An 18,882-nucleotide genomic window follows, 5' to 3' on the forward strand; every position below is an offset into this window, starting at 1 on the left:
ACGAATCACGGACCAACCTCGTATGGCAAGCGAACGATATAATGCCAAGGATGTCGAACCGCGCTGGCAGAAGCTGTGGGCGGAGCGCGAGATTTTTAACACGCGCAACGATGATCCACGGCCGAAATTCTATGTGCTTGAGATGTTCCCCTACCCCTCCGGGCGCATCCATATGGGTCACGTGCGCAACTATACGATGGGCGATGTGCTGGCGCGCTACAAGCGGGCGCGCGGCTTTGCCGTTCTGCACCCCATGGGATGGGACGCCTTCGGGCTGCCAGCCGAAAACGCGGCCATGCAGAACAAGGTTCATCCCCGGGAATGGACGTATGCCAACATCGCCACCATGCGCGATCAGCTCAAATCCATGGGGCTGTCGCTGGACTGGTCGCGCGAACTCGCAACCTGCGATCCGAGCTATTACCGCCACCAGCAGAAAATGTTTCTTGATTTCTGGAAGGCCGGCCTCGTCGACCGCAAGCAGTCGAAGGTAAACTGGGATCCTGTCGATCAGACAGTGCTGGCCAATGAACAGGTGATTGACGGGCGCGGCTGGCGCTCCGGCGCCGAGGTTGAACTGCGCGATCTCACCCAGTGGTTCTTCAGGATTGCCGAGCAGTCGGATGTTCTGCTCGAAGCGCTGGATAGTCTGGAGCGCTGGCCGGAAAAAGTCCGCACCATGCAGCGCAACTGGATCGGCAAGTCGGAAGGCATGCTGGTGCGCTTCGCGCTCGAGCCGGCAGGCGCGCCAGCGGGCGAGGGCGAACTGACCTGCTTTTCAACCCGCATCGACACGCTGTTTGGCGCCAGCTTCATGGCGATCGCCCCCGACCATCCCCTGGCCGCCAAGCTTGCCAGGGATAATCCTGCTCTCGCCGCCTTCATTGACGAGTGCCGGCGCATCGGCACCTCTGAATCGGCGATTGAAACCGCTGAAAAACAAGGGTTTGACACCGGTCTGCGGGTCCAGCACGCCGTCGACCCAGGCATAAGCTTGCCCGTCTTCGTCGCCAATTTCGTCCTCATGGGCTATGGCACCGGCGCCATCTTCGGCTGCCCGGCGCATGACCAGCGCGACCTTGATTTCGCGCTGAAATACAATCTGCCGGTGAGGCCCGTCGTGCTGCCGCGGGGGACAGACGAGAAGGCCTTCGCCATAACCGACACGGCCTATACAGGCCCCGGCACGATGATCCATTCGCGCTTCCTTGACGGGCTCGACACGGAACCGGCCTGGGACATGATGGCAAGGCGTCTTGAATCAACAACTCTGGGTGGCGAGCCGCAAGGCACGCGGCAGACCAATTTCCGGCTGCGTGACTGGGGTATTTCCCGCCAGCGCTATTGGGGCTGCCCGATCCCCGTCATCCATTGCGACGTCTGCGGTCCTGTGGCGGTGCCTGACAGCGATCTGCCCGTTGTTTTGCCTGACGACATCACCTTTGATCGTCCCGGCAATCCGCTCGATCATCATCCAACCTGGAAACACGTTGCCTGTCCACGCTGCGCCGCGCCAGCACGCCGCGAAACCGACACGATGGATACCTTCGTCGATTCATCCTGGTATTTCGCCCGCTTCACCAATCCCTGGCTGACAAGCGCGCCAACGGATGCAGGCGATGTCCGGCGCTGGCTTCCGGTTGACCAGTATATCGGCGGGATCGAGCACGCGATCCTGCATTTGCTCTATTCCCGCTTCTTTGCCCGCGCCATGACCCAGACCGGCCACATGGATATTGCCGAGCCTTTCGCCGGCCTCTTTACCCAGGGCATGGTGGTCCACGAAACCTACCGGCGCAGCGATGGTGGCTGGGTCGAGCCGGCGCAGGTGCTGATCACTGGCGATGGCGACGGGCGGCGTGCTCATTTGCGCGGCACCAATGAGGCGGTCGAGATTGGCGCCATCGAGAAAATGTCGAAATCGCGCAAAAATGTCGTCGATCCCGACGATATCATCGCGACCTACGGCGCCGACACTGCCCGCTGGTTCATGCTCTCCGACAGCCCGCCGGAGCGCGACGTCATCTGGACCGAACAGGGCGTCGAGGGCGCCTGGCGCTTCGTGCAACGCATCTGGCGGCTGATTGGCGAGATATCGGCTCTCTCACCTGCGAGTGAAGAGGAAGGAAGCGAGGCGCTGGCACTGCGCAAGACGGTTCACCGTTCCATCGTCGCGGTCGAGAACCAGATCGAGCGACTGCGCTTCAACGTGGCGGTTGCCCAACTCTATGAATTGACCAATGCCATGACCGCTGCTCTGGCCTCAAATCGCCTCGACACACCGCCCGCCGGCCTGACTGCGGCGCTGCGTGAAGCCGGGGATGTTTTGGTGCGCCTGGTGGCCCCGATGATGCCGCATCTGGGCGAGGAGTGCTGGCGTCTGCTTGGCCATGATGACATCGTGGCGCTGGCCGCCTGGCCGCTTGCCGACCCGGCTTTGCTCGACGATGACACGGTGACGATACCCGTTCAGCTCAACGGCAAGAAACGGACGGAGTTGACGATTGGCAAAACTGCCGACCATAAAGAGATTGAAGCGGCCGCTCTCGCTCTGGATATTATCGTTCAGTCGCTCGAGGGGCGTCCGGTCCGACGTGTCGTGGTTGTGCCGCAAAGGATCGTCAATGTCGTTGTCTAAGTGCGCCGCCCTGTTGCGCCCTGCCGGCCTGGTGATGCTGTCGCTGGCTTTGGCAGGTTGCGGATTTCGCCCGCTTTATCTTGAAAATGGCGCCCCTGCTGCTGGCGCCCCACAACAAAAGGCCAGTATCGGGCGCGAACTGGCTGGTATTTCTGTTCAGCTCGGAGCGACACGCGAAAGTATTTTACTGCGCAATAATCTTATCTTCGCCTTTACAGGCGGCGGCGATGACAGCGCCAACCCGGTGCACCGGCTGGATTACACCATCATCAAGTCCGCCTCACCCTTTACCGTCGAGGCGGGGTCCGGGCGCCAATCGGCTGCCTTCGTCACGATCCAGGTCACCTACCAGCTGCTGCGTATCGGCAGTCTTGATCCGGTGTTCAGGGGACGGGCCATCGGTCGTGCCTCGTTCGATAAGCCCGCGCAGCGCTTTGCCGCCATCCGCGCCGAGCGCGATGCCGAGGACCGGGCGGTCGGCGACGTGTCCGAAGCCATCCGTAACGCCCTGGCGAGCTACTTCGTGCAAAAGAGCCAGTCCGGTTCGTGACCGCGCTGAAGGGAGCCGCAATTGCGACTTTCATGCGCCAGCCCGACCTCAAGCGCCGGGCCTTTCTAGTATACGGACCTGATTCGGGCCTTGTGAGCGAATATGTCGGCCGGCTGGTCGAGGCCTGCCTCAAAGGCCGCAACGACCCCTTCGCCCTCGTCAGGCTCGATGCCGATATCCTTGTCGCCGATCCTGGCCGCGTCAGTGATGAATTGGCAACCATCGGCATGTTCGGCGGCGAGCGTGTCGTCTGGTTGCGTGCGGCTAACATGCGGATTGACGGCAAGGCGCTGGTCGCCAGCCTGCAGCCGGCCATAGCGGCAATATCAGGTGGTTATCTGGTGGTCGAGGCAGGTGAATTAAGCGATAAATCGCCATTGAGGCGCCTTTTCGACACATCCCCTGACGCACTGGCCCTGCCCTGCTACGCTGACGGGCCGGCTGAAATCCTCCGGCTGATTGACGATGAAATGCAGGAGGCTGGGCTGAGCATCAGCCCAACTGCGCGCGATGGTCTGGCAGCACAACTCGGAGGTGACAGGATCGCCTCGCGACAGGAGGTGCGCAAGCTGGCCCTTTACTGTCACGGTCAATCGCTCGTCAGCGATGATGACGTGCTGGCAATCTGTGGCGATGTCTCGTCACTTGCGGTCGATGCCGTCATTGACGCCATGGGGTTGGGGGACCGTCACGGGACAGCCTCCGCCTATGCGCGCCTGATTGCCGAGGATATCGACACCAACGCCATCCTGTCGCAGGCATTACGCCATATGCTGCAACTTTATCTGGGTACCCTCGACGTGGAACGCGGACGCTCGGCGCGCGATGTCCGCGAGGCGCAACGACCGCCGATTTTCTTCAAACGGGCCAACGTGTTCGAGCGACAATTGCGGTTGTGGTCAAGCCCGCGAGCGGGCGAGGCGCATCGTATCCTGACGCAAGCGCTGCTGGATATCCGCCGGAATTTCGTAATGGCCGAGACAATTGGCGAGCGCGCGCTGCTACGCGTCGCCTCGATGGTGCGGCCTGCCTGAGGTTCGAGGTACGGCAAAGATGGATCGCCCGCAAACCGCCTCTCGGTCGGTTTATGACCCGGGCGACTGCAACCGACGACAGAGATGATCGAGCTGTTCGAGGGTCTTGTACGCAATCTCGAGCTTGCCGCCCTTGTCACCACGATGTGAAATGACAACGTCAAGACCGAGCGCCTCGCTCAGCGACTTTTCCAGCACCCGCGTATCCGCATCCTTGCTGTCAGCCGGTTTGCGCGGCCGGCGGGCGACATTGCCGCGCTCCTGCTGCGCCAGCTCTTCTGCCGCCCTGACCGAAAGCTGGAGGTCAGCCACTTTGACAGCGAGTTCCTCCGCGTTTGGCGAGGTCATCACCGCGCGCGCGTGACCGGCCGTGAGCTTGCCATCGCGCAGCAGGGTCTGGATTTTGTCCGACGTGGTGAGCAGCCGCAGCGTGTTGGCAACGTGAGAACGGCTCTTGCCGATCACTTTCGCCAGATCGTCCTGCGCATAGCTGAATTCGCTGATGAGTTGCTGGTAGCCATTCGCTTCTTCGATCGGGTCAAGATCGGCTCGCTGGACGTTCTCGATAATCGCGATCTCGAGCGCGTCGCGATCATTCGCTTCAATGACCACAATCGGCACATCATGCAGACCTGCACGCTGCGCCGCCCGCCACCGCCGCTCGCCGGCGATGATCTCGAAATGGTCGCGCTCCTTGGGGGAGGTGCGCACCAGGATGGGTTGAAGGACACCCTTTTCCTTCACCGATTGCGTCAATTCGCCAAGGTCATCCTCGGCAAAATGCCTGCGCGGATTGCGCCCCGACGCGTGGAGAAAGGCTGTCGGCACCTTGCGTTGGCCGCCGACAGGCGGGCGGATGCGCTGAACGAGCGCCGTATCATCGCCCGCATCGCCAATAAGCGCGGCCAGTCCGCGACCAAGACGCGGACGATGTTCCTCAGCCATATGACTACTCCGTAATTCCGGCTCAGGCCGCGTGAAGGGCGCGCTCGCGAGCGATGATTTCCGATGCCAGACGGAGATAGGCCTGGCTGCCATTGCATTTCAGATCGTAAAGCAACACCGGCTTGCCATGAGAGGGGGCTTCCGAGACACGAACATTGCGTGGAATAATGGTGTTGTAGACTTTCTCTCCCATATGGCGGCGCACATCCTCGACCACCTGCGCGGCAAGATTGTTGCGGGCGTCATACATGGTGAGCACCACCCCATGGATCGACAGATCGGGATTAAGCGTCGCCCGCACCTGCTCGACCGTTTTGAGCAGCTGCGACAGCCCTTCAAGCGCAAAGAATTCGCATTGGAGCGGCACAAGAATGGCGTGTGAGGCGGTCATCGCGTTGATGGTGAGGAGATTGAGCGAGGGCGGGCAGTCGATGAGCACATAGCTGTAGCTCTGGTCGGCTGCTGCAAAATCCTCAATCGCCCGACGCAGCCGGAAGGCACGGTCACGCTCGCTTGAAATCTGCAACTCGACACCGAGGAGGTCGAGCGTCGAGGGCGCAATCGCCAGATTGGGCACCAGCGTTTCAACCGCCGCCGCCGCCAGGCCAGCCTCGCCGATCATCACGTCAAACGTCGAGACCGTACGCTGGCGACGATCAATACCCAGACCGGTTGACGCATTCCCCTGCGGGTCCAGATCGATGATCAGCACACGCTCGCCAATCGCCGCCAGCGCTGTGCCGAGATTGATAGCCGTGGTGGTTTTGCCAACACCGCCTTTTTGATTGGCGATCGTCAACACACGCGGCGCAGTGAGGGTCATGGGTGGTCCTCCGACGAGCTACTCTTACGGTTGAGCTTGTCGATTCGCACGATAACAGAATTCGCGGCGGTCCGACTGGGAAAGCTCTGGTACCCGATATTCCAACATCTAGTGGCTGCCGTCAATTCAACATCTATATCTTGTCCCTTAGGGAAGAGTGCAACCGCCCCTTTATCCACAAATGGTTGCGCCAGACCGCACAGCTTTTCGAGATTGGTGAAGGCGCGGGCCGTCACCACGCCAACCTCCATCCCGTGCAGGACGGCAGCATCCTCAATCGCGACAGCATGAACGCGGGCAGGCGCACCGGTGAGGCGGATGATCTCACGCAGGAAAGCGACTTTGCGTTGATTGGGTTCGACGAGTTCAACAACGCCATCCGCCCCCTTTTCCATCATCGCAAGCGCAATGACGAGGCCGGGAAAACCCGCGCCAGCCCCCATGTCAATCCACCGGCGCGACAACGGCGCCAGATCGCTGAGCTGCCAGCAATCAGCAAAATGCCGGCGCCAGAGATCAGGCAATGTGGTCGCCGACACAAGGTTGTGGACGGCCTGCCAGCGACGCAACGTAGCGTCATAGAGGCGAAGGCGTTCAAGCGTCTGGCTCGACACGTCGACCCCCAGAGCCTGCTCACCACCGCAGCGCGGCGCTGTCATATCACACCGCCCGGCTGCTCTTGGCGTTCGCTTTGACACGGCCCTTGCGGGCATGAACCAGCAGAAGCCCCAGTGCAGCGGGTGTCATGCCATAGATACGCGACGCCTGGCCTAGCGTTGCCGGGCGGGCAGCAACCAGCCGGTCACGAATTTCGTTCGATAATCCCGATATGTCCGCATAATCCATATCGGCGGGCAGAAGGGCGTTCTCTTCACGCTGCAGCGCTTGGATTTCCAGATGCTGGCGCACTGCATAAACATGGTATGTCGCCTCGATCTCGAGCTGCTGGGCAATCGGCGGTGGCAGCGCCAATAAGGCGGGCCACACCTGCCCGAGGCGCGCCAGATCAATATCCGGATAGGACAGGATGTCCCAGGCGCTGCGCCGGATGCCGTCCAGATTGAGCGCAAGCCCTGCCTTTGTCGCCTCCGAGGGCGTAATGACCAGCGATTTGGCAAGATCCATCGCTGCCGCAAGCCCCTCCGCTTTGCGCGCGAAGGCGCGTCGCCGCTCGGGTCCGACACAGCCTGTGTCGATACCAAGCGGCGTCAGCCTTGTATCCGCATTATCAGCGCGCAGCGTGAGACGATACTCGGCCCGCGAGGTGAACATGCGATAAGGCTCGGTGACGCCACGTGTCACCAGATCATCGACCAGAACGCCGATATAGCTGCGCGCCCGCGCAAAGGTCACCGCTGCGCCCCCGCCGGCCAGCCGTGCCGCGTTGAGCCCCGCCACCAGGCCCTGCGCGGCTGCCTCCTCATAGCCGGTGGTGCCGTTGATCTGGCCGGCGAGAAAAAGTCCCGGCAGCCGCTTCAGTTCGAGCGTGGCGCCAAGCTCCCTTGGATCGACATAATCATATTCGATCGCGTAACCCGGCTGCACGATACGCGCACGCTGCAGACCGGGAATGGTACGGATGAACGCCTCCTGCACGTCAGCGGGCAGCGACGTTGAAATCCCGTTGGGATAAACGGTTGGATCGTCAAGCCCTTCCGGTTCGAGAAAAATCTGATGCCCGTCCCGCTCACCAAATCGGACGATCTTGTCTTCTATCGACGGACAATAGCGCGGACCCACACCCGATATTTGCCCTGAATACATCGCCGAGCGATGAAGATTGGCTTCAATCAGCCGATGGGTCTCGGCAGTGGTGCGGGTGATATGGCACAGGACCTGCGGGGAGGGCAGTTTTGTTGTCATAAATGAGAACGCCGCCGGCTCCTCGTCACCCGGCTGCGCATCAAGTCCGGCATAATCGATGGTGCGGCCATCGAGCCTCGCGGGCGTGCCGGTTTTGAGACGCCCCAGCCTGAGGCCCAGCCGCTGCAGCCTCTCGGCAAGCGCGAGGGAGGGCGCTTCGCCGACACGGCCGGCAGGTGTCGTAACCTCCCCTAGATGGATCATGCCGCGCAGAAAAGTGCCTGTCGTGAGGACAACGGCGTCCGCCCGCACAACGCGGCCGTCAGCCAGCACGACCCCGCGGCAGCATCCTTGATCGACGACCAGATCGGCGACCTCACCTTCGAGCATCGCCACGCCGCCTTGCTCACGCAGCGCCGTCTGCATGGCGGCGGCGTAGAGCCGGCGATCCGCCTGGGCGCGCGGCCCGCGCACTGCCGGCCCTTTGCGCCGATTGAGCATGCGGAACTGAATCCCTGCGTCATCGGCCACGCGCCCCATGAGGCCGTCAAGCGCATCGATTTCGCGCACAAGATGGCCTTTTCCCAGCCCGCCAATGGCCGGATTGCACGACATGGCGCCGATACGGTCGAGACGGTGGGTGATCAGCACGCTCGCGGCACCGAGGCGCGCTGCTGCAGCGACGGCCTCACAACCAGCATGCCCGCCGCCTACCACGATGACGTCGTAGCGTGTCTCCGGACCACCCGCGGGATGAAAATCACTGCTCATCGCCGGCTCTTAGCAGCGAAAGGGTCATGCTGGCCAGCGCTTCGTTACAACGGCGCTCTGGGCGCGATGATTTCCGTGTCCGAATCGATCGGAAATCGTGAGTCGTATCAATTGTTTCACGTGAAACATTATTTACCAACGCAGAAGCGTGCAAAGATCTCGCCAAGCACATCCTCGACATCGATCCGCCCCGTCACCCGCCCAATTGCCATCGCCGCCAGACGCAGATCCTCGGCGGTGAATTCCAATGGATAGCTGATATCGGCCGCCAAAACACGTTGCAGATGATCTGCTGCTTCGAGAAATGACACGCGATGCCGCTCTCTGATCATGACCGGCGCGCCGTCCGCATCACCAACAAGATCGCGCCCGAATCGCTGCAGATCCTGCAATAACCGATCAAGTCCGAAACCTGTGACCGTCGACAGGCCGCTTGCAGCCGGGTCGTCCCCCTGATGCAAATCCTGCTTGCTGCGAAACGACCAGACCGGCACACGTCCCTCGGCGCCCGCTGCGCCATCCTCGCTGAGCCACAGCACCAGATCCGCATGTCCCATGCGCGCGCGCGTCCGCCGCATACCTTCGACCTCAACAGGATCGGCGGAAGTTCGCAGTCCAGCCGTGTCGCTGATCTGGAACGCAACCCCGCCGAGATCAAGGTGCACATCGATCACATCACGCGTCGTCCCGGGCTGTTCTGTGACGATCGCCACCTCTTTTTGCGCAAACCAGTTCAGCAGGCTGGATTTGCCGGCATTGGGCGGCCCGGCGATGACAACTTGCACCCCGTCACGTAATATCTGCCCTCGCGCGATAGACTGCAGATGCACGGCAATGTCAGCGTTGAGTTTTTCGACGACATCCAGCATTGCGCCCCGCGTTTCAGCCGGAACGTCGCCTTCGTCGGAAAAATCGATCGCTGCCTCGATCAGCGCCTGCGCCCAGGTAATCCGCCGCGTCCAGTTCTCATACAAGGCGCGGTGGACACCGATTGCCGCACGCAACGCTGCCCGGCGCTGCTGTTCGGTCTGCGCGTCCAGCAGATCGGACAAGCCTTCGATCTCGGTCAGATCGAGGCGCCCATTGGCAAAAGCCCGTCGCGTGAATTCTCCCGCTTCCGCTGCCCGCGTGCCATCAATCACGGCCAAAGCGCCAAGCGTCGCGGCAATCACCGCACGCCCCCCATGGATGTGAAGTTCGGCGACATCCTCTCCGGTAAAGCTGGCCGGGCCAGGAAACCACAGCACCAGGCCCTGATCGATCAGTTCCTGGCTGACCGGATGACGAATACGCGTCAGAACGGCGCGGCGCGGTGCGGGCAACACGCCGCACAGCGCGCGGACCGCTGCGGCACTCGCACCTCCCGACAGACGAATGATGGCCACGCCGGCCTTCCCGACACCGGAGCTGAGCGCGTAGATAGTGTCCATCGACCGATTCCCTGCCCGCGAGTTCTGCTACTGTCGAGGAGCACCCTTTGAGCGAGATCCTGTTCAAGAACCGCCTTGCTGAAACGTCAAGCCCCTATCTGCTCCAGCACCGCGACAACCCCGTCCACTGGTTCCCCTGGGGCCGGGAAGCACTCGATATCGCGCAACAACTCGATCGACCGATCCTGCTCTCGATCGGTTATGCCGCCTGTCACTGGTGCCACGTGATGGCGCATGAAAGTTTCGAAAACGAATCCATTGCAGCGGCAATGAACGCATCTTTCATCAACATCAAGGTCGACCGTGAGGAACGTCCCGATATCGACCATCTCTACATGTCAGCCCTCCACGCTCTGGGGGAACAGGGCGGATGGCCGTTGACGATGTTCCTCAGTCCAACAGGCATGCCGTTCTGGGGCGGCACCTACTTCCCACCCACGGCTCGTTACGGCCGGCCGGGCTTCCCCGATGTCCTGCGGGAAGTCAGCAAAGCCTGGCAGGAGCGCCGTTTCGCCATCGAATCAACCGGCCATAAACTGGTCGATTCGCTGCGCGGTCATGCCGAGGCGGCGGCGCCCGGACTCGATCGCGGAGTGCTCGACCTCGCAGCGGCCCGATTGCTCGGTGTCATGGATACGGTAAAGGGCGGCACGCGCGGCGCACCGAAATTTCCCAACGCTCCTCTCCTTGAACTATTTGAACGCGCCTGGGAGCGCACAGGCGACAAGACCTATATCGACATCCTCGATCTGACGCTGACGAAACTCTGTCTGGGCGGCATTTACGACCATTTCGGCGGTGGTCTTTGTCGCTATTCCACTGACGATGACTGGCTTGTACCTCATTTCGAAAAAATGCTGTACGACAATGCGCAGCTGATCGATTTGCTGGCGAGCGCCTTTCTGCGCACCGGAAACGCGCTGTTCCGTCAACGAATCGATGAGACCGTGTCGTGGATGATCCGTGATCTCAAGGCACTCCGGCCGGCATTCGCCGCGAGCATCGACGCTGATTCCGGTGAAGGCGAAGGCGCCTTTTATGTCTGGACGCCGACGCAGGTTACGAATGCGGTTGGGTCGATCGCGCCAGACGTCAACCGGCGCTACGAGATTACAGAGGGTGGCAATTGGGAGGGGGTTTCCATCCCGCATCTGCTGCACCCTGGCGCAGATAAAATCGTAGGCGAAACAATACCCGATTCTATCTTCCAGGCGCTCCGCGTTTCACGTGAAACACGGCCCCACCCAGCCACCGACGATAAATTGCTCGCTGATTGGAATGCGTTATCGGTCATCGCTCTGGCCCGAGCTGGCGATATTTGCGAACGACCTGACTGGCTGGCACTGGCAACCGACATCCATGGTTTCATCTGCGAATCAATGCTGTCCCCGCATCACCGTTTTCACAGTTACCGCGAAGGGCGTGGTAGTTCACCAGCCATGGCGGGTGATTACGCCAGCATGGCGCTCGCCAGCCTCACCCTCCATCAGGTGACCGGTGAGAACCATCTGATTGCGCAGGCGGTTGAATTCCTGACTGTTCTTGATCGCGATTATCTGAGCGCGACCGACGGGCTCTATACGATCGCAGCAACCACCGCCGCCGATCTGCCGCTCCATCTGCCATCAACCATGGACGAAGCCATACCCAACCTGCACGGACAGGCCCTCGCGGCCATGGTTCGCCTGGCCCATCTCACCGGTGACCACTCCTGGCTGGAGCGTGCCGATTGCCTGTTTGACTGTCTGGCGGCGCCCACACAGCGTAATGTTTACGGCCACGCCAGTATCCTGAACGCGCTCGATCTGCGCCTGTGCATGGTTCAGATCATCATCATCGGCGCCCTCGATGATCCGGGGAGTGCGGCGCTGGCCCGCACCGCCCGCTTGTTCTATCCCCGTAAAACCATCCTGTTCACCCTTGCCGACACCTCAGCGCTGCCAACGTCACATCCAGCCCATGGCAAGACGACGATCAGCAATCAGCCGACAATCTATGTCTGCGTCGGTGAACGCTGTTCCCGGCCGATGAGCGATACAACTCAGCTCGCGGCGATCATCAGCGAAATGATGCGGCTGTGAATGGCACCAAACCTAGAGCATCATCCCGCCAGGTGGATACCGGCTGGCGGAAAAAGATGATACGAAAGCAATAATCTAGAGCAAAAATCCGTTCCAACTTGATCGGACTTTGCTCTAGGTATTCATCGTATCGAAGAATTCCGAGTTTGTTTTTGTCTGTCGCAATTTATCGACGAGGAATTCGATGGCATCCATCGTTCCCATGGGGTTGAGGATGCGGCGCAGCACATACATCTTCTTTAAAATATCCGGCGGGGTCAGCAATTCTTCCTTGCGCGTGCCGGAGCGCAGGATATCCATGGCCGGGAAGACCCGCTTGTCGGCGACTTTCCGGTCAAGGATGATTTCCGAATTGCCGGTTCCCTTGAACTCCTCGAAAATCACCTCATCCATGCGGCTGCCAGTATCGATCAGCGCCGTGGCGATAATCGTCAGCGATCCGCCTTGTTCAATATTGCGTGCAGCGCCAAAAAAGCGCTTCGGGCGTTGCAAAGCATTAGCATCGACACCACCGGTCAAGACTTTTCCCGATGACGGTACGACCGTATTGTAGGCGCGCCCGAGCCGCGTGATCGAATCAAGCAGGATGACAACGTCGCGCCCATGCTCGACCAGGCGCTTTGCCTTTTCAATCACCATCTCGGCCACCTGGACATGGCGCACCGCCGGTTCGTCGAACGTCGATGATACCACCTCGCCCTTGACCGAGCGCTGCATGTCGGTGACTTCTTCCGGCCGCTCATCGATCAGCAGAACAATGAGGAAGCACTCGGGATGATTGGTGGTGATCGCCTGCGCGACATTTTGCAGCAGCACGGTCTTGCCGGTGCGCGGCGGCGCAACGATCAATGCCCGCTGCCCTTTGCCGATGGGGGCAACAATATCGATCACGCGTGGTGACAGATCCTTGCGCGTCGGATCCTCGACTTCCATACGCAGCCGCTTGTCAGGATAAAGGGGCGTCAGATTGTCGAAATGAACCTTGTGCTTGGCCTTCTCCGGATCCTCGAAATTGATCGTGCCGACCTTGAGGAGGGCGAAATATCGCTCGCCATCCTTGGGGGAGCGGATCTGCCCTTCGACTGTATCACCACTCCGCAGCGAGAACCGACGGATCTGCGCGGGGGATACATAGATATCATCTGGTCCAGCCAGGTAGTTGGCTTCTGGCGAGCGTAAAAAGGCAAAACCGTCTTGCAGAACTTCAACAACACCTTCGCCAATAATCTCCACGTCTTTTTCGGCGTATTTCTTCAATATTGCAAAAAGCAACTCCTGCTTGCGCAAGGTCGATGCATTTTCAACACCGACACTTTCAGCCGTTTCAAGAATTTCTGTCGGCGTCTTGCGCTTCAGGTCTTTAAGCTTGATTTCTTGCATGATGATGCTCCACGGCGTCCAACACTGCCCGGACGACGGCTATCGATGGGCTGCTGACCACAGGAAGGGCGCTGCCTTTAGGACCGTTAATTGTGAGAATGTGAGCATTACGGACAACATGCCGCCACGCCGCACTGAAAGGAGGGACCTATGCCATAGCCATAACTGCCCGATGACGCAAGTCGGGCGTGCGCGGTTCCGGTCTCACCACATCAGCTGAACGGCTTGATGACGACAAGGATGACGATAGCGATCATCAGAACGGTGGGTACTTCGTTCATCAGCCGCCAGTAACCCTCGCTTCCGGGCCGCTCATCGGTCGCAAAACCCCGCTGAGCCTTCGCCAGATAGACATGCATCGCCGTCATGGCGATAACCAGCAGCAATTTGCCATGAAGCCATGGCGCTTTCCACCATTGCCCCTCAACCGCGAGCCAGATGCCAAAGACCCATGTTGAAACCATCGCCGGCGTCATGATCGCCTTTAACAGGCGCCGCTCCATCACTTTCAGCGTGTCCGACAATTCGCCGCCAGACACAGCTTTGCAATGGTAGACGAAAAGGCGCGGCAGATAGAGCATTCCGGCCATCCAGGCAATCACCGAGATGATATGAGCTGCTTTCAACCAGACATATGTCATCTTACGACGTCCTCACGCAATCAACGAGATAGGCCACATCCTCAATCCGCGCTTCGGGTGTGATCCCGTGACCGAGGTTGAACACGAAAGGCCGCCCGCGCATCGCCGGCAACAAGCGCTCGAGGCCTTCATCGATAGCCGCTCGCCCGGCAACAAGACGCAACGGGTCGAGATTGCCCTGAACCGGCAGTCCTATCGTCGACGACACCCATTGTGGATCAAGCCCCCAGTCAAAGCCTATCGCATCAACACCGGTTACCTCGGCGTAAAAAGGCAACATCGGTCCGGCACCCCGCGGAAAACCAATGATTTTCGCATCAGGCACCGTCTCCCGCACGCCTTTGACGATCCGCGCCGTGGGTCGAACAACAAATCGCTCGAACGCGCTTGCATCAAGGGCTCCGCTCCAGGTTTCGAAAATCTGCACCGTATCGGCGCCCGCTTTGAGTTGCGCGATCAGATGCTGAATTGATACCACACACAGCCGATCAATCAGGCGATCAAGGCGCTGAGGCGACGCATACGCCCAGTGTTTCGCAGCGATCTGCTCATCTTTGCCACGCCCGGCGATCATATAGGTCGCAACCGTCCACGGACCTCCGCAAAAGCCGATCAGAGCCTTTTCCGCGCCTAGGCGCGAGCGGATCGCGGCAACAGCCTCGTAGACCGCATCAAGCCGGTCGATGGCGCTCTCAACGACCAGCCGGTCTATGTCATCATCCCCCTGCAACGGATCAAGACGCGGCCCTTCCCCGGCCATAAACCGCACATCGCGACCCATCGCATGGGGAATAACAAGAATGTCGGAAAAGAGAATCGCTGCGTCAAAATCAAAGCGCCTGATCGGCTGCAATGTGACTTCGCAGGCAAGCTCAGGTGAAAAACACAGATCGAGAAACGAGCCCGCCTGTGCCCTCACAGCGCGATATTCCGGCAGATAGCGTCCTGCCTGGCGCATCAGCCACAAAGGGGGCGGCCATAGCGCATGTCCTGACAGCGTTTGCTGAAAGCGTCCGGCCTTCGTCGCGTTCATTTCACTGCCTTACATAAAGAAAAGAATCTTTTTGATGTGATTCTTAGGTTGTGGACAAGACTCGCAGCAATCCCGTCCGCCCGCTTTGCGCCTGCCATCCCACAGCCAGACACACCGCAATGCACAATCGCAAGCGAATTGATGTGATCAGAACGGATTCAAAACAAATTCTCAAACCATTGATTCTTCGCCAAGAATCGTTATCACACGGACAATCACTAACAAATCGTTAACACCAGCGTCCCCCTCCACACAAATCGCGTCTCCTGGGATAGTACACGGTCGCGCGGACTGGATATGTTGATGTTCTGGCATCGACTGGCATAACCTTGCTGGCAGAGCCGTTTTTATCCCCGCAATCGACACCGCTCAACAACCCTGTGGACAGCACGCCCTCATGCCTCAGACGGGACGCAGCTTCTTCCATCTCCACCTCGTCTCCGATGCAACAGGAGAGACGCTGATGGCTGTCGCGCGCGCTGCAGCTGCTCAATATACCGACACGCGCGCCGTCGAGCATGTTTATCCGCTCGTGCGCAGCGACAAGCAGATGGACCGCGTGCTCAGTGAAATCGAAGCGGCGCCGGGGATCGTGCTCTACACCATGATTGACAATGACCTGTCGCAACGGCTTCAGGAATTCTGCCGCCAGCAGGCCTGTCCGTGCGTGTCCGTTCTCGACCCGGTGCTTGACATTTTCCGCTCCTATCTCGGTATGACGTCAACGCCGCGCGCCGGCGCCCAGCACGTGCTCAATGCCGAATATTTTCGTCGCATCGACGCTCTGAATTTTACCATGCTGCACGATGACGGCCAGTTGGCCGAAGACCTCAACCAGGCCGATGTCGTGCTCTTAGGCATTTCGCGGACGTCAAAAACGCCAACCTCGATCTATCTTGCCAATCGCGGCGTCAAAACGGCCAATATACCCCTGGTTCCGGATATTCCCCCTCCCCATCAGCTGTTTTCCCTGACGCACCCCCTGGTCGTCGGGCTTGTCGCCTCGCCTGATCGTATTGTGCAGATCCGCCAGAACCGCCTGGAGGCACTGAGTGCCGACACCGCCCAGACGGCTTATGTCGACCGCCTCTCGGTCGGTCAGGAGATCGCCCAGTCACGGAAACTCTGCGCTGATAATGGCTGGCCGTTGCTCGATGTGACACGCCGCTCCATCGAGGAAACCGCCGCCGCCATCATCTCTCTGCTGCAGGCGCATCAACAGGCAAATACGGCCCCGGATTATACGAGATGAATCCTGTCCCACCCTTTATACTGGCGTCAAAAAGCGCTATTCGCGCCAAAATGCTGAGTGACGCGGGTCTTGCGATCGAGCTTGTGCCAAGCACGATCGATGAGAGAGCAGTCGAGGCACCGGCCATGGAGCGCGGCGCTTCGCCGGCCGCTATCGCCGCTCTCCTGGCGTGTGAAAAGGCGCTTGATGTCAGCCGGCACAAGCCCGGGCGCGTTATTATTGGCGCAGACCAGACATTGGCGCTCGGGCAGCGCCGCTTTTCAAAGCCGCTTGATCGCGCCTCGGCGCGCGAGCAACTCTGCACGCTGAGGGGCGCCACCCATACCCTCGCCTCCGCCGCAGCCCTGGCGCGGGATGGCGAGATACTCTGGCAGGGGGTCGATGACGTTCGTTTGACAATGCGTCATTTCTCTGACGCCTATCTCGACGCCTATCTCGACGCGATGGGCGCGCGTGTCACGACTACAGTTGGCGGCTATGAGCTGGAAGGCCTGGGCATTCAGCTCTTCAGCGCCATTGACGGCGATTATTTCACCATTCTCGGCTTGCCCTTGCTGATGTTGCTGGCGGCTCTGCGCGATAACCGGCTTTTGCCGACATGAGACAGTAGATATGATTGTGCTTGGTCTGACCGGCTCGATCGGCATGGGAAAATCAACAACGGCCGGCTTTTTCCGTGAGGCGGGAATCGCCGTTCATGATGCTGATCAGACCGTTCACGATCTCTATCACAATGAAGCCGTGCCGGTGATCGCCAGCGCTTTCCCCGAGACGATTGTCAATCAGCGTGTCGACCGGGATCGCCTGCGTCAGGCCGTCATCGGCAAGCCGGAAGCCCTCGCTACCCTCGAATCACTCATCCATCCCCTGGTTCACGACAGGGAGCGGATGTTTCTTGCCCGCCAAACGGCTGGCGGGGCGCCGCTCGCGGTTCTCGATATACCACTCCTCTTCGAAACGCGCGGCGATCGGCGCTGCCACGCCGTCCTCGTCGTCACCGCGCCGCCAGACATCCAGCGCCAGCGCGTCATGGCCCGCCGCGACATGACGAGCGCGAATTTCGAAGCGCTTCTGGCCAAACAGATGCCGGATGCGGAAAAACGACAACGTGCTCATTTCGTCATCGATACCAGCCGTGGCCTTGAAGCGGCGCGGCGGGGTGTTCATGATCTTGTTCGTCTGTTCTGCGGCCGTTCCTGACAAGCCGCGCGCCCGGAGCCGTCATGCGTGAAATCGTCCTTGACACTGAAACGACCGGGCTATCGCCCGCCCAGGGTGACCGCCTGGTGGAAATCGGCTGTGTTGAGCTCGTTAACCGCTTCGTCACCGGGCGCCATTACCACACCTACATCAATCCGCATCGCGACATGCCACCCGGCGCCTTCGCCGTCCACGGCCTGTCCGCAGAATTCCTGGCCGACAAGCCGAGCTTTAGTGCTGTGACGGCTGATTTTCTGGCCTTTATTGGTGACGACCCGCTGGTCATCCATAACGCCGATTTCGATATGGGTTTCATCAACGCCGAACTCGAGCGCGCCGGTTTGACCGCACTGCCGTCTGACCGGGCCGTCAACACCCTCATTCTCGCCCGCCGCAAACATCCAGGCGTCTCCAATCGTCTGGACGATCTGTGCCAGCGCTATGGCATCGACAATTCACGCCGCACCAAACATGGCGCGCTGCTCGACGCCGAGCTTCTGGCCGAGGTCTACATCGAGCTGATCGGTGGGCGCCAGACCAGTATGAGCCTTGACAGCGGGCCGGTACCCGACCGCGAGCTGTCATCAACCCGCCAACCCCGCCCGGCTGCCGCCATCCGTCTGCTGACACAAGAGGAGCTCGCCGCCCACGCCACTTTCATCGCGACGCTGGGTGAAAAAGCCCTGTGGAAGAAATACACCGATTGATGAGCCTCACGCCGTGCCGACAGCCGGACCCACGCCATCATCGCTCATGCGGCGCTGGTAAAGCGCCACAAAATCGATCGGATCGATGAGGAGCGGCGGAAAACCGCCATTGCGTGTCGCATCGGCGATGATCTGGCGTGCGAACGGAAACAGTAACCGTGGGCATTCGATCAGAATGACGGCACGCAACTCTTCATCGACCAGGCCGGCAATACGAAAAATTCCCGCATAGAGCACTTCGGCCAGAAACATGACGTCCTGTCCCAGCATCGCCTTCACTTCAATAGCAAGCTCCACCTCGAAATTCTGGGCTTCGATCTGCCGGGCGTTGACATTGACCTGGACGTTGATCTGCGGCCCCCCCTGAGGCGGCGCGGTTGCAAGGATTTTTGGCGAATTCGGGCTTTCGAAGGACAGATCTTTCACATATTGCGCCAGAACATTCAGGGTGGCCTGACCTGCCGGCGGCGCGCCTGCGCCATGTTGATCGCTCATGTACGGGACTTTCCTGCGCCTTCTCCAGGCTTTCCAATGACAGCTTCTGTGTGCTGCGCGCCAAACCAGGCCGCGAGCGGTACCATGGACTGACGCCCA

General features: G+C 60.1%; 16 protein-coding genes and 1 pseudogene. 8 read left to right on the forward strand and 9 right to left on the reverse strand.

The genetic code is table 11. The features are described from left to right. Positions 1–22: 22 nt before the first annotated feature. The 3 genes from leuS to holA are packed head-to-tail and all read left to right on the forward strand — an operon-like array spanning position 23 to position 4,222. Positions 23–2,638 carry a leucine--tRNA ligase gene (leuS, locus tag ACINK1_RS02320; protein WP_376801676.1) on the forward strand — a complete coding sequence of 872 codons (2,616 nt, stop codon included), beginning with the start codon at positions 23–25 and terminating at the stop codon, positions 2,636–2,638. Further along, positions 2,625–3,188 carry a hypothetical protein gene (locus ACINK1_RS02325; protein WP_376803768.1) on the forward strand — a complete coding sequence of 188 codons (564 nt, stop codon included), beginning with the start codon at positions 2,625–2,627 and terminating at the stop codon, positions 3,186–3,188. The genes leuS and ACINK1_RS02325 overlap by 14 nt, the downstream gene beginning before the upstream one ends. Before the next feature lie 32 nt (positions 3,189–3,220). Then, positions 3,221–4,222 (forward strand): DNA polymerase III subunit delta, encoded by a 1,002-nt coding sequence (holA, locus tag ACINK1_RS02330; protein WP_376802931.1) that lies wholly within the window; start codon positions 3,221–3,223, stop codon positions 4,220–4,222. Positions 4,223–4,273: 51 nt separating this feature from the next. Here holA and ACINK1_RS02335 read toward each other — a convergent pair whose 3' ends face one another. The 5 genes from ACINK1_RS02335 to mnmE all read right to left on the reverse strand — a co-directional run bounded on the left by ACINK1_RS02335 (position 4,274) and on the right by mnmE (position 9,994). Beyond that, positions 4,274–5,167 carry a ParB/RepB/Spo0J family partition protein gene (locus tag ACINK1_RS02335; protein WP_376801673.1) on the reverse strand — a complete coding sequence of 298 codons (894 nt, stop codon included), beginning with the start codon at positions 5,165–5,167 and terminating at the stop codon, positions 4,274–4,276. 22 nt (positions 5,168–5,189) lie between these two features. Further along, complete coding sequence (locus ACINK1_RS02340; protein WP_376801672.1) at positions 5,190–5,990, reverse strand: ParA family protein; 801 nt, start codon at positions 5,988–5,990, stop codon at positions 5,190–5,192. After that, positions 5,987–6,649 (reverse strand): 16S rRNA (guanine(527)-N(7))-methyltransferase RsmG, encoded by a 663-nt coding sequence (locus ACINK1_RS02345; protein WP_376801671.1) that lies wholly within the window; start codon positions 6,647–6,649, stop codon positions 5,987–5,989. Before ACINK1_RS02345 ends, ACINK1_RS02340 begins: the two co-directional genes overlap by 4 nt. A gap of 1 nt (position 6,650) precedes the next feature. Further along, positions 6,651–8,564: a tRNA uridine-5-carboxymethylaminomethyl(34) synthesis enzyme MnmG gene (mnmG, locus tag ACINK1_RS02350; RefSeq protein WP_376801670.1), complete on the reverse strand. Its 1,914-nt coding sequence runs from the start codon at positions 8,562–8,564 to the stop codon at positions 6,651–6,653. Between the two features lie 128 nt (positions 8,565–8,692). Then, the gene (mnmE, locus tag ACINK1_RS02355) at positions 8,693–9,994 is read right to left on the reverse strand and encodes a tRNA uridine-5-carboxymethylaminomethyl(34) synthesis GTPase MnmE (RefSeq protein WP_376801669.1); all 1,302 of its coding nucleotides are present in this window, start codon (positions 9,992–9,994) and stop codon (positions 8,693–8,695) included. A gap of 47 nt (positions 9,995–10,041) precedes the next feature. On the opposite strand from mnmE, the pseudogene ACINK1_RS02360 reads away from it, so the two are divergent. Beyond that, a pseudogene (locus tag ACINK1_RS02360) lies at positions 10,042–10,533 on the forward strand (thioredoxin domain-containing protein); the annotation flags it as partial. Between the two features lie 1,656 nt (positions 10,534–12,189). On the opposite strand, the gene rho reads toward ACINK1_RS02360, so the two are convergent. The 3 genes from rho to hemE form a co-directional block, all read right to left on the reverse strand. Continuing rightward, positions 12,190–13,455, reverse strand: a complete 1,266-nt coding sequence (gene rho / locus ACINK1_RS02365; protein ID WP_376801668.1) for a transcription termination factor Rho — start codon at positions 13,453–13,455, stop codon at positions 12,190–12,192. A 212-nt stretch (positions 13,456–13,667) separates the two neighbouring features. Then, positions 13,668–14,096, reverse strand: coding sequence for a protoporphyrinogen oxidase HemJ (hemJ, locus tag ACINK1_RS02370; protein ID WP_376801667.1), 429 nt, complete (start codon positions 14,094–14,096; stop codon positions 13,668–13,670). 1 nt (position 14,097) lies between these two features. After that, positions 14,098–15,129: a uroporphyrinogen decarboxylase gene (gene hemE / locus ACINK1_RS02375; protein ID WP_376801666.1), complete on the reverse strand. Its 1,032-nt coding sequence runs from the start codon at positions 15,127–15,129 to the stop codon at positions 14,098–14,100. A 397-nt stretch (positions 15,130–15,526) separates the two neighbouring features. Between hemE and ACINK1_RS02380 the strand changes: the two genes are divergently transcribed. From ACINK1_RS02380 to dnaQ, 4 genes are read left to right on the forward strand one after another with little or no spacing between them, the layout of a single operon-like run. Continuing rightward, positions 15,527–16,381 (forward strand): pyruvate, water dikinase regulatory protein, encoded by an 855-nt coding sequence (locus ACINK1_RS02380; RefSeq protein WP_376801665.1) that lies wholly within the window; start codon positions 15,527–15,529, stop codon positions 16,379–16,381. Beyond that, complete coding sequence (locus ACINK1_RS02385) at positions 16,378–16,983, forward strand: Maf family protein (RefSeq protein WP_376801664.1); 606 nt, start codon at positions 16,378–16,380, stop codon at positions 16,981–16,983. The genes ACINK1_RS02380 and ACINK1_RS02385 overlap by 4 nt, the downstream gene beginning before the upstream one ends. A 10-nt stretch (positions 16,984–16,993) precedes the next feature. After that, positions 16,994–17,581: a dephospho-CoA kinase gene (gene coaE / locus ACINK1_RS02390; protein ID WP_376801663.1), complete on the forward strand. Its 588-nt coding sequence runs from the start codon at positions 16,994–16,996 to the stop codon at positions 17,579–17,581. 23 nt (positions 17,582–17,604) lie between these two features. Further along, positions 17,605–18,288 carry a DNA polymerase III subunit epsilon gene (gene dnaQ / locus ACINK1_RS02395; RefSeq protein ID WP_376801662.1) on the forward strand — a complete coding sequence of 228 codons (684 nt, stop codon included), beginning with the start codon at positions 17,605–17,607 and terminating at the stop codon, positions 18,286–18,288. A gap of 6 nt (positions 18,289–18,294) precedes the next feature. Here dnaQ and secB read toward each other — a convergent pair whose 3' ends face one another. Beyond that, positions 18,295–18,783 (reverse strand): protein-export chaperone SecB, encoded by a 489-nt coding sequence (gene secB, locus ACINK1_RS02400; RefSeq protein WP_376801661.1) that lies wholly within the window; start codon positions 18,781–18,783, stop codon positions 18,295–18,297. Positions 18,784–18,882 lie beyond the last annotated feature (99 nt).

The organism is Raskinella chloraquaticus (SeqCode), from assembly GCF_021731865.1.
Classification (GTDB): domain Bacteria; phylum Pseudomonadota; class Alphaproteobacteria; order Rhizobiales; family UBA4765; genus Raskinella; species Raskinella chloraquaticus.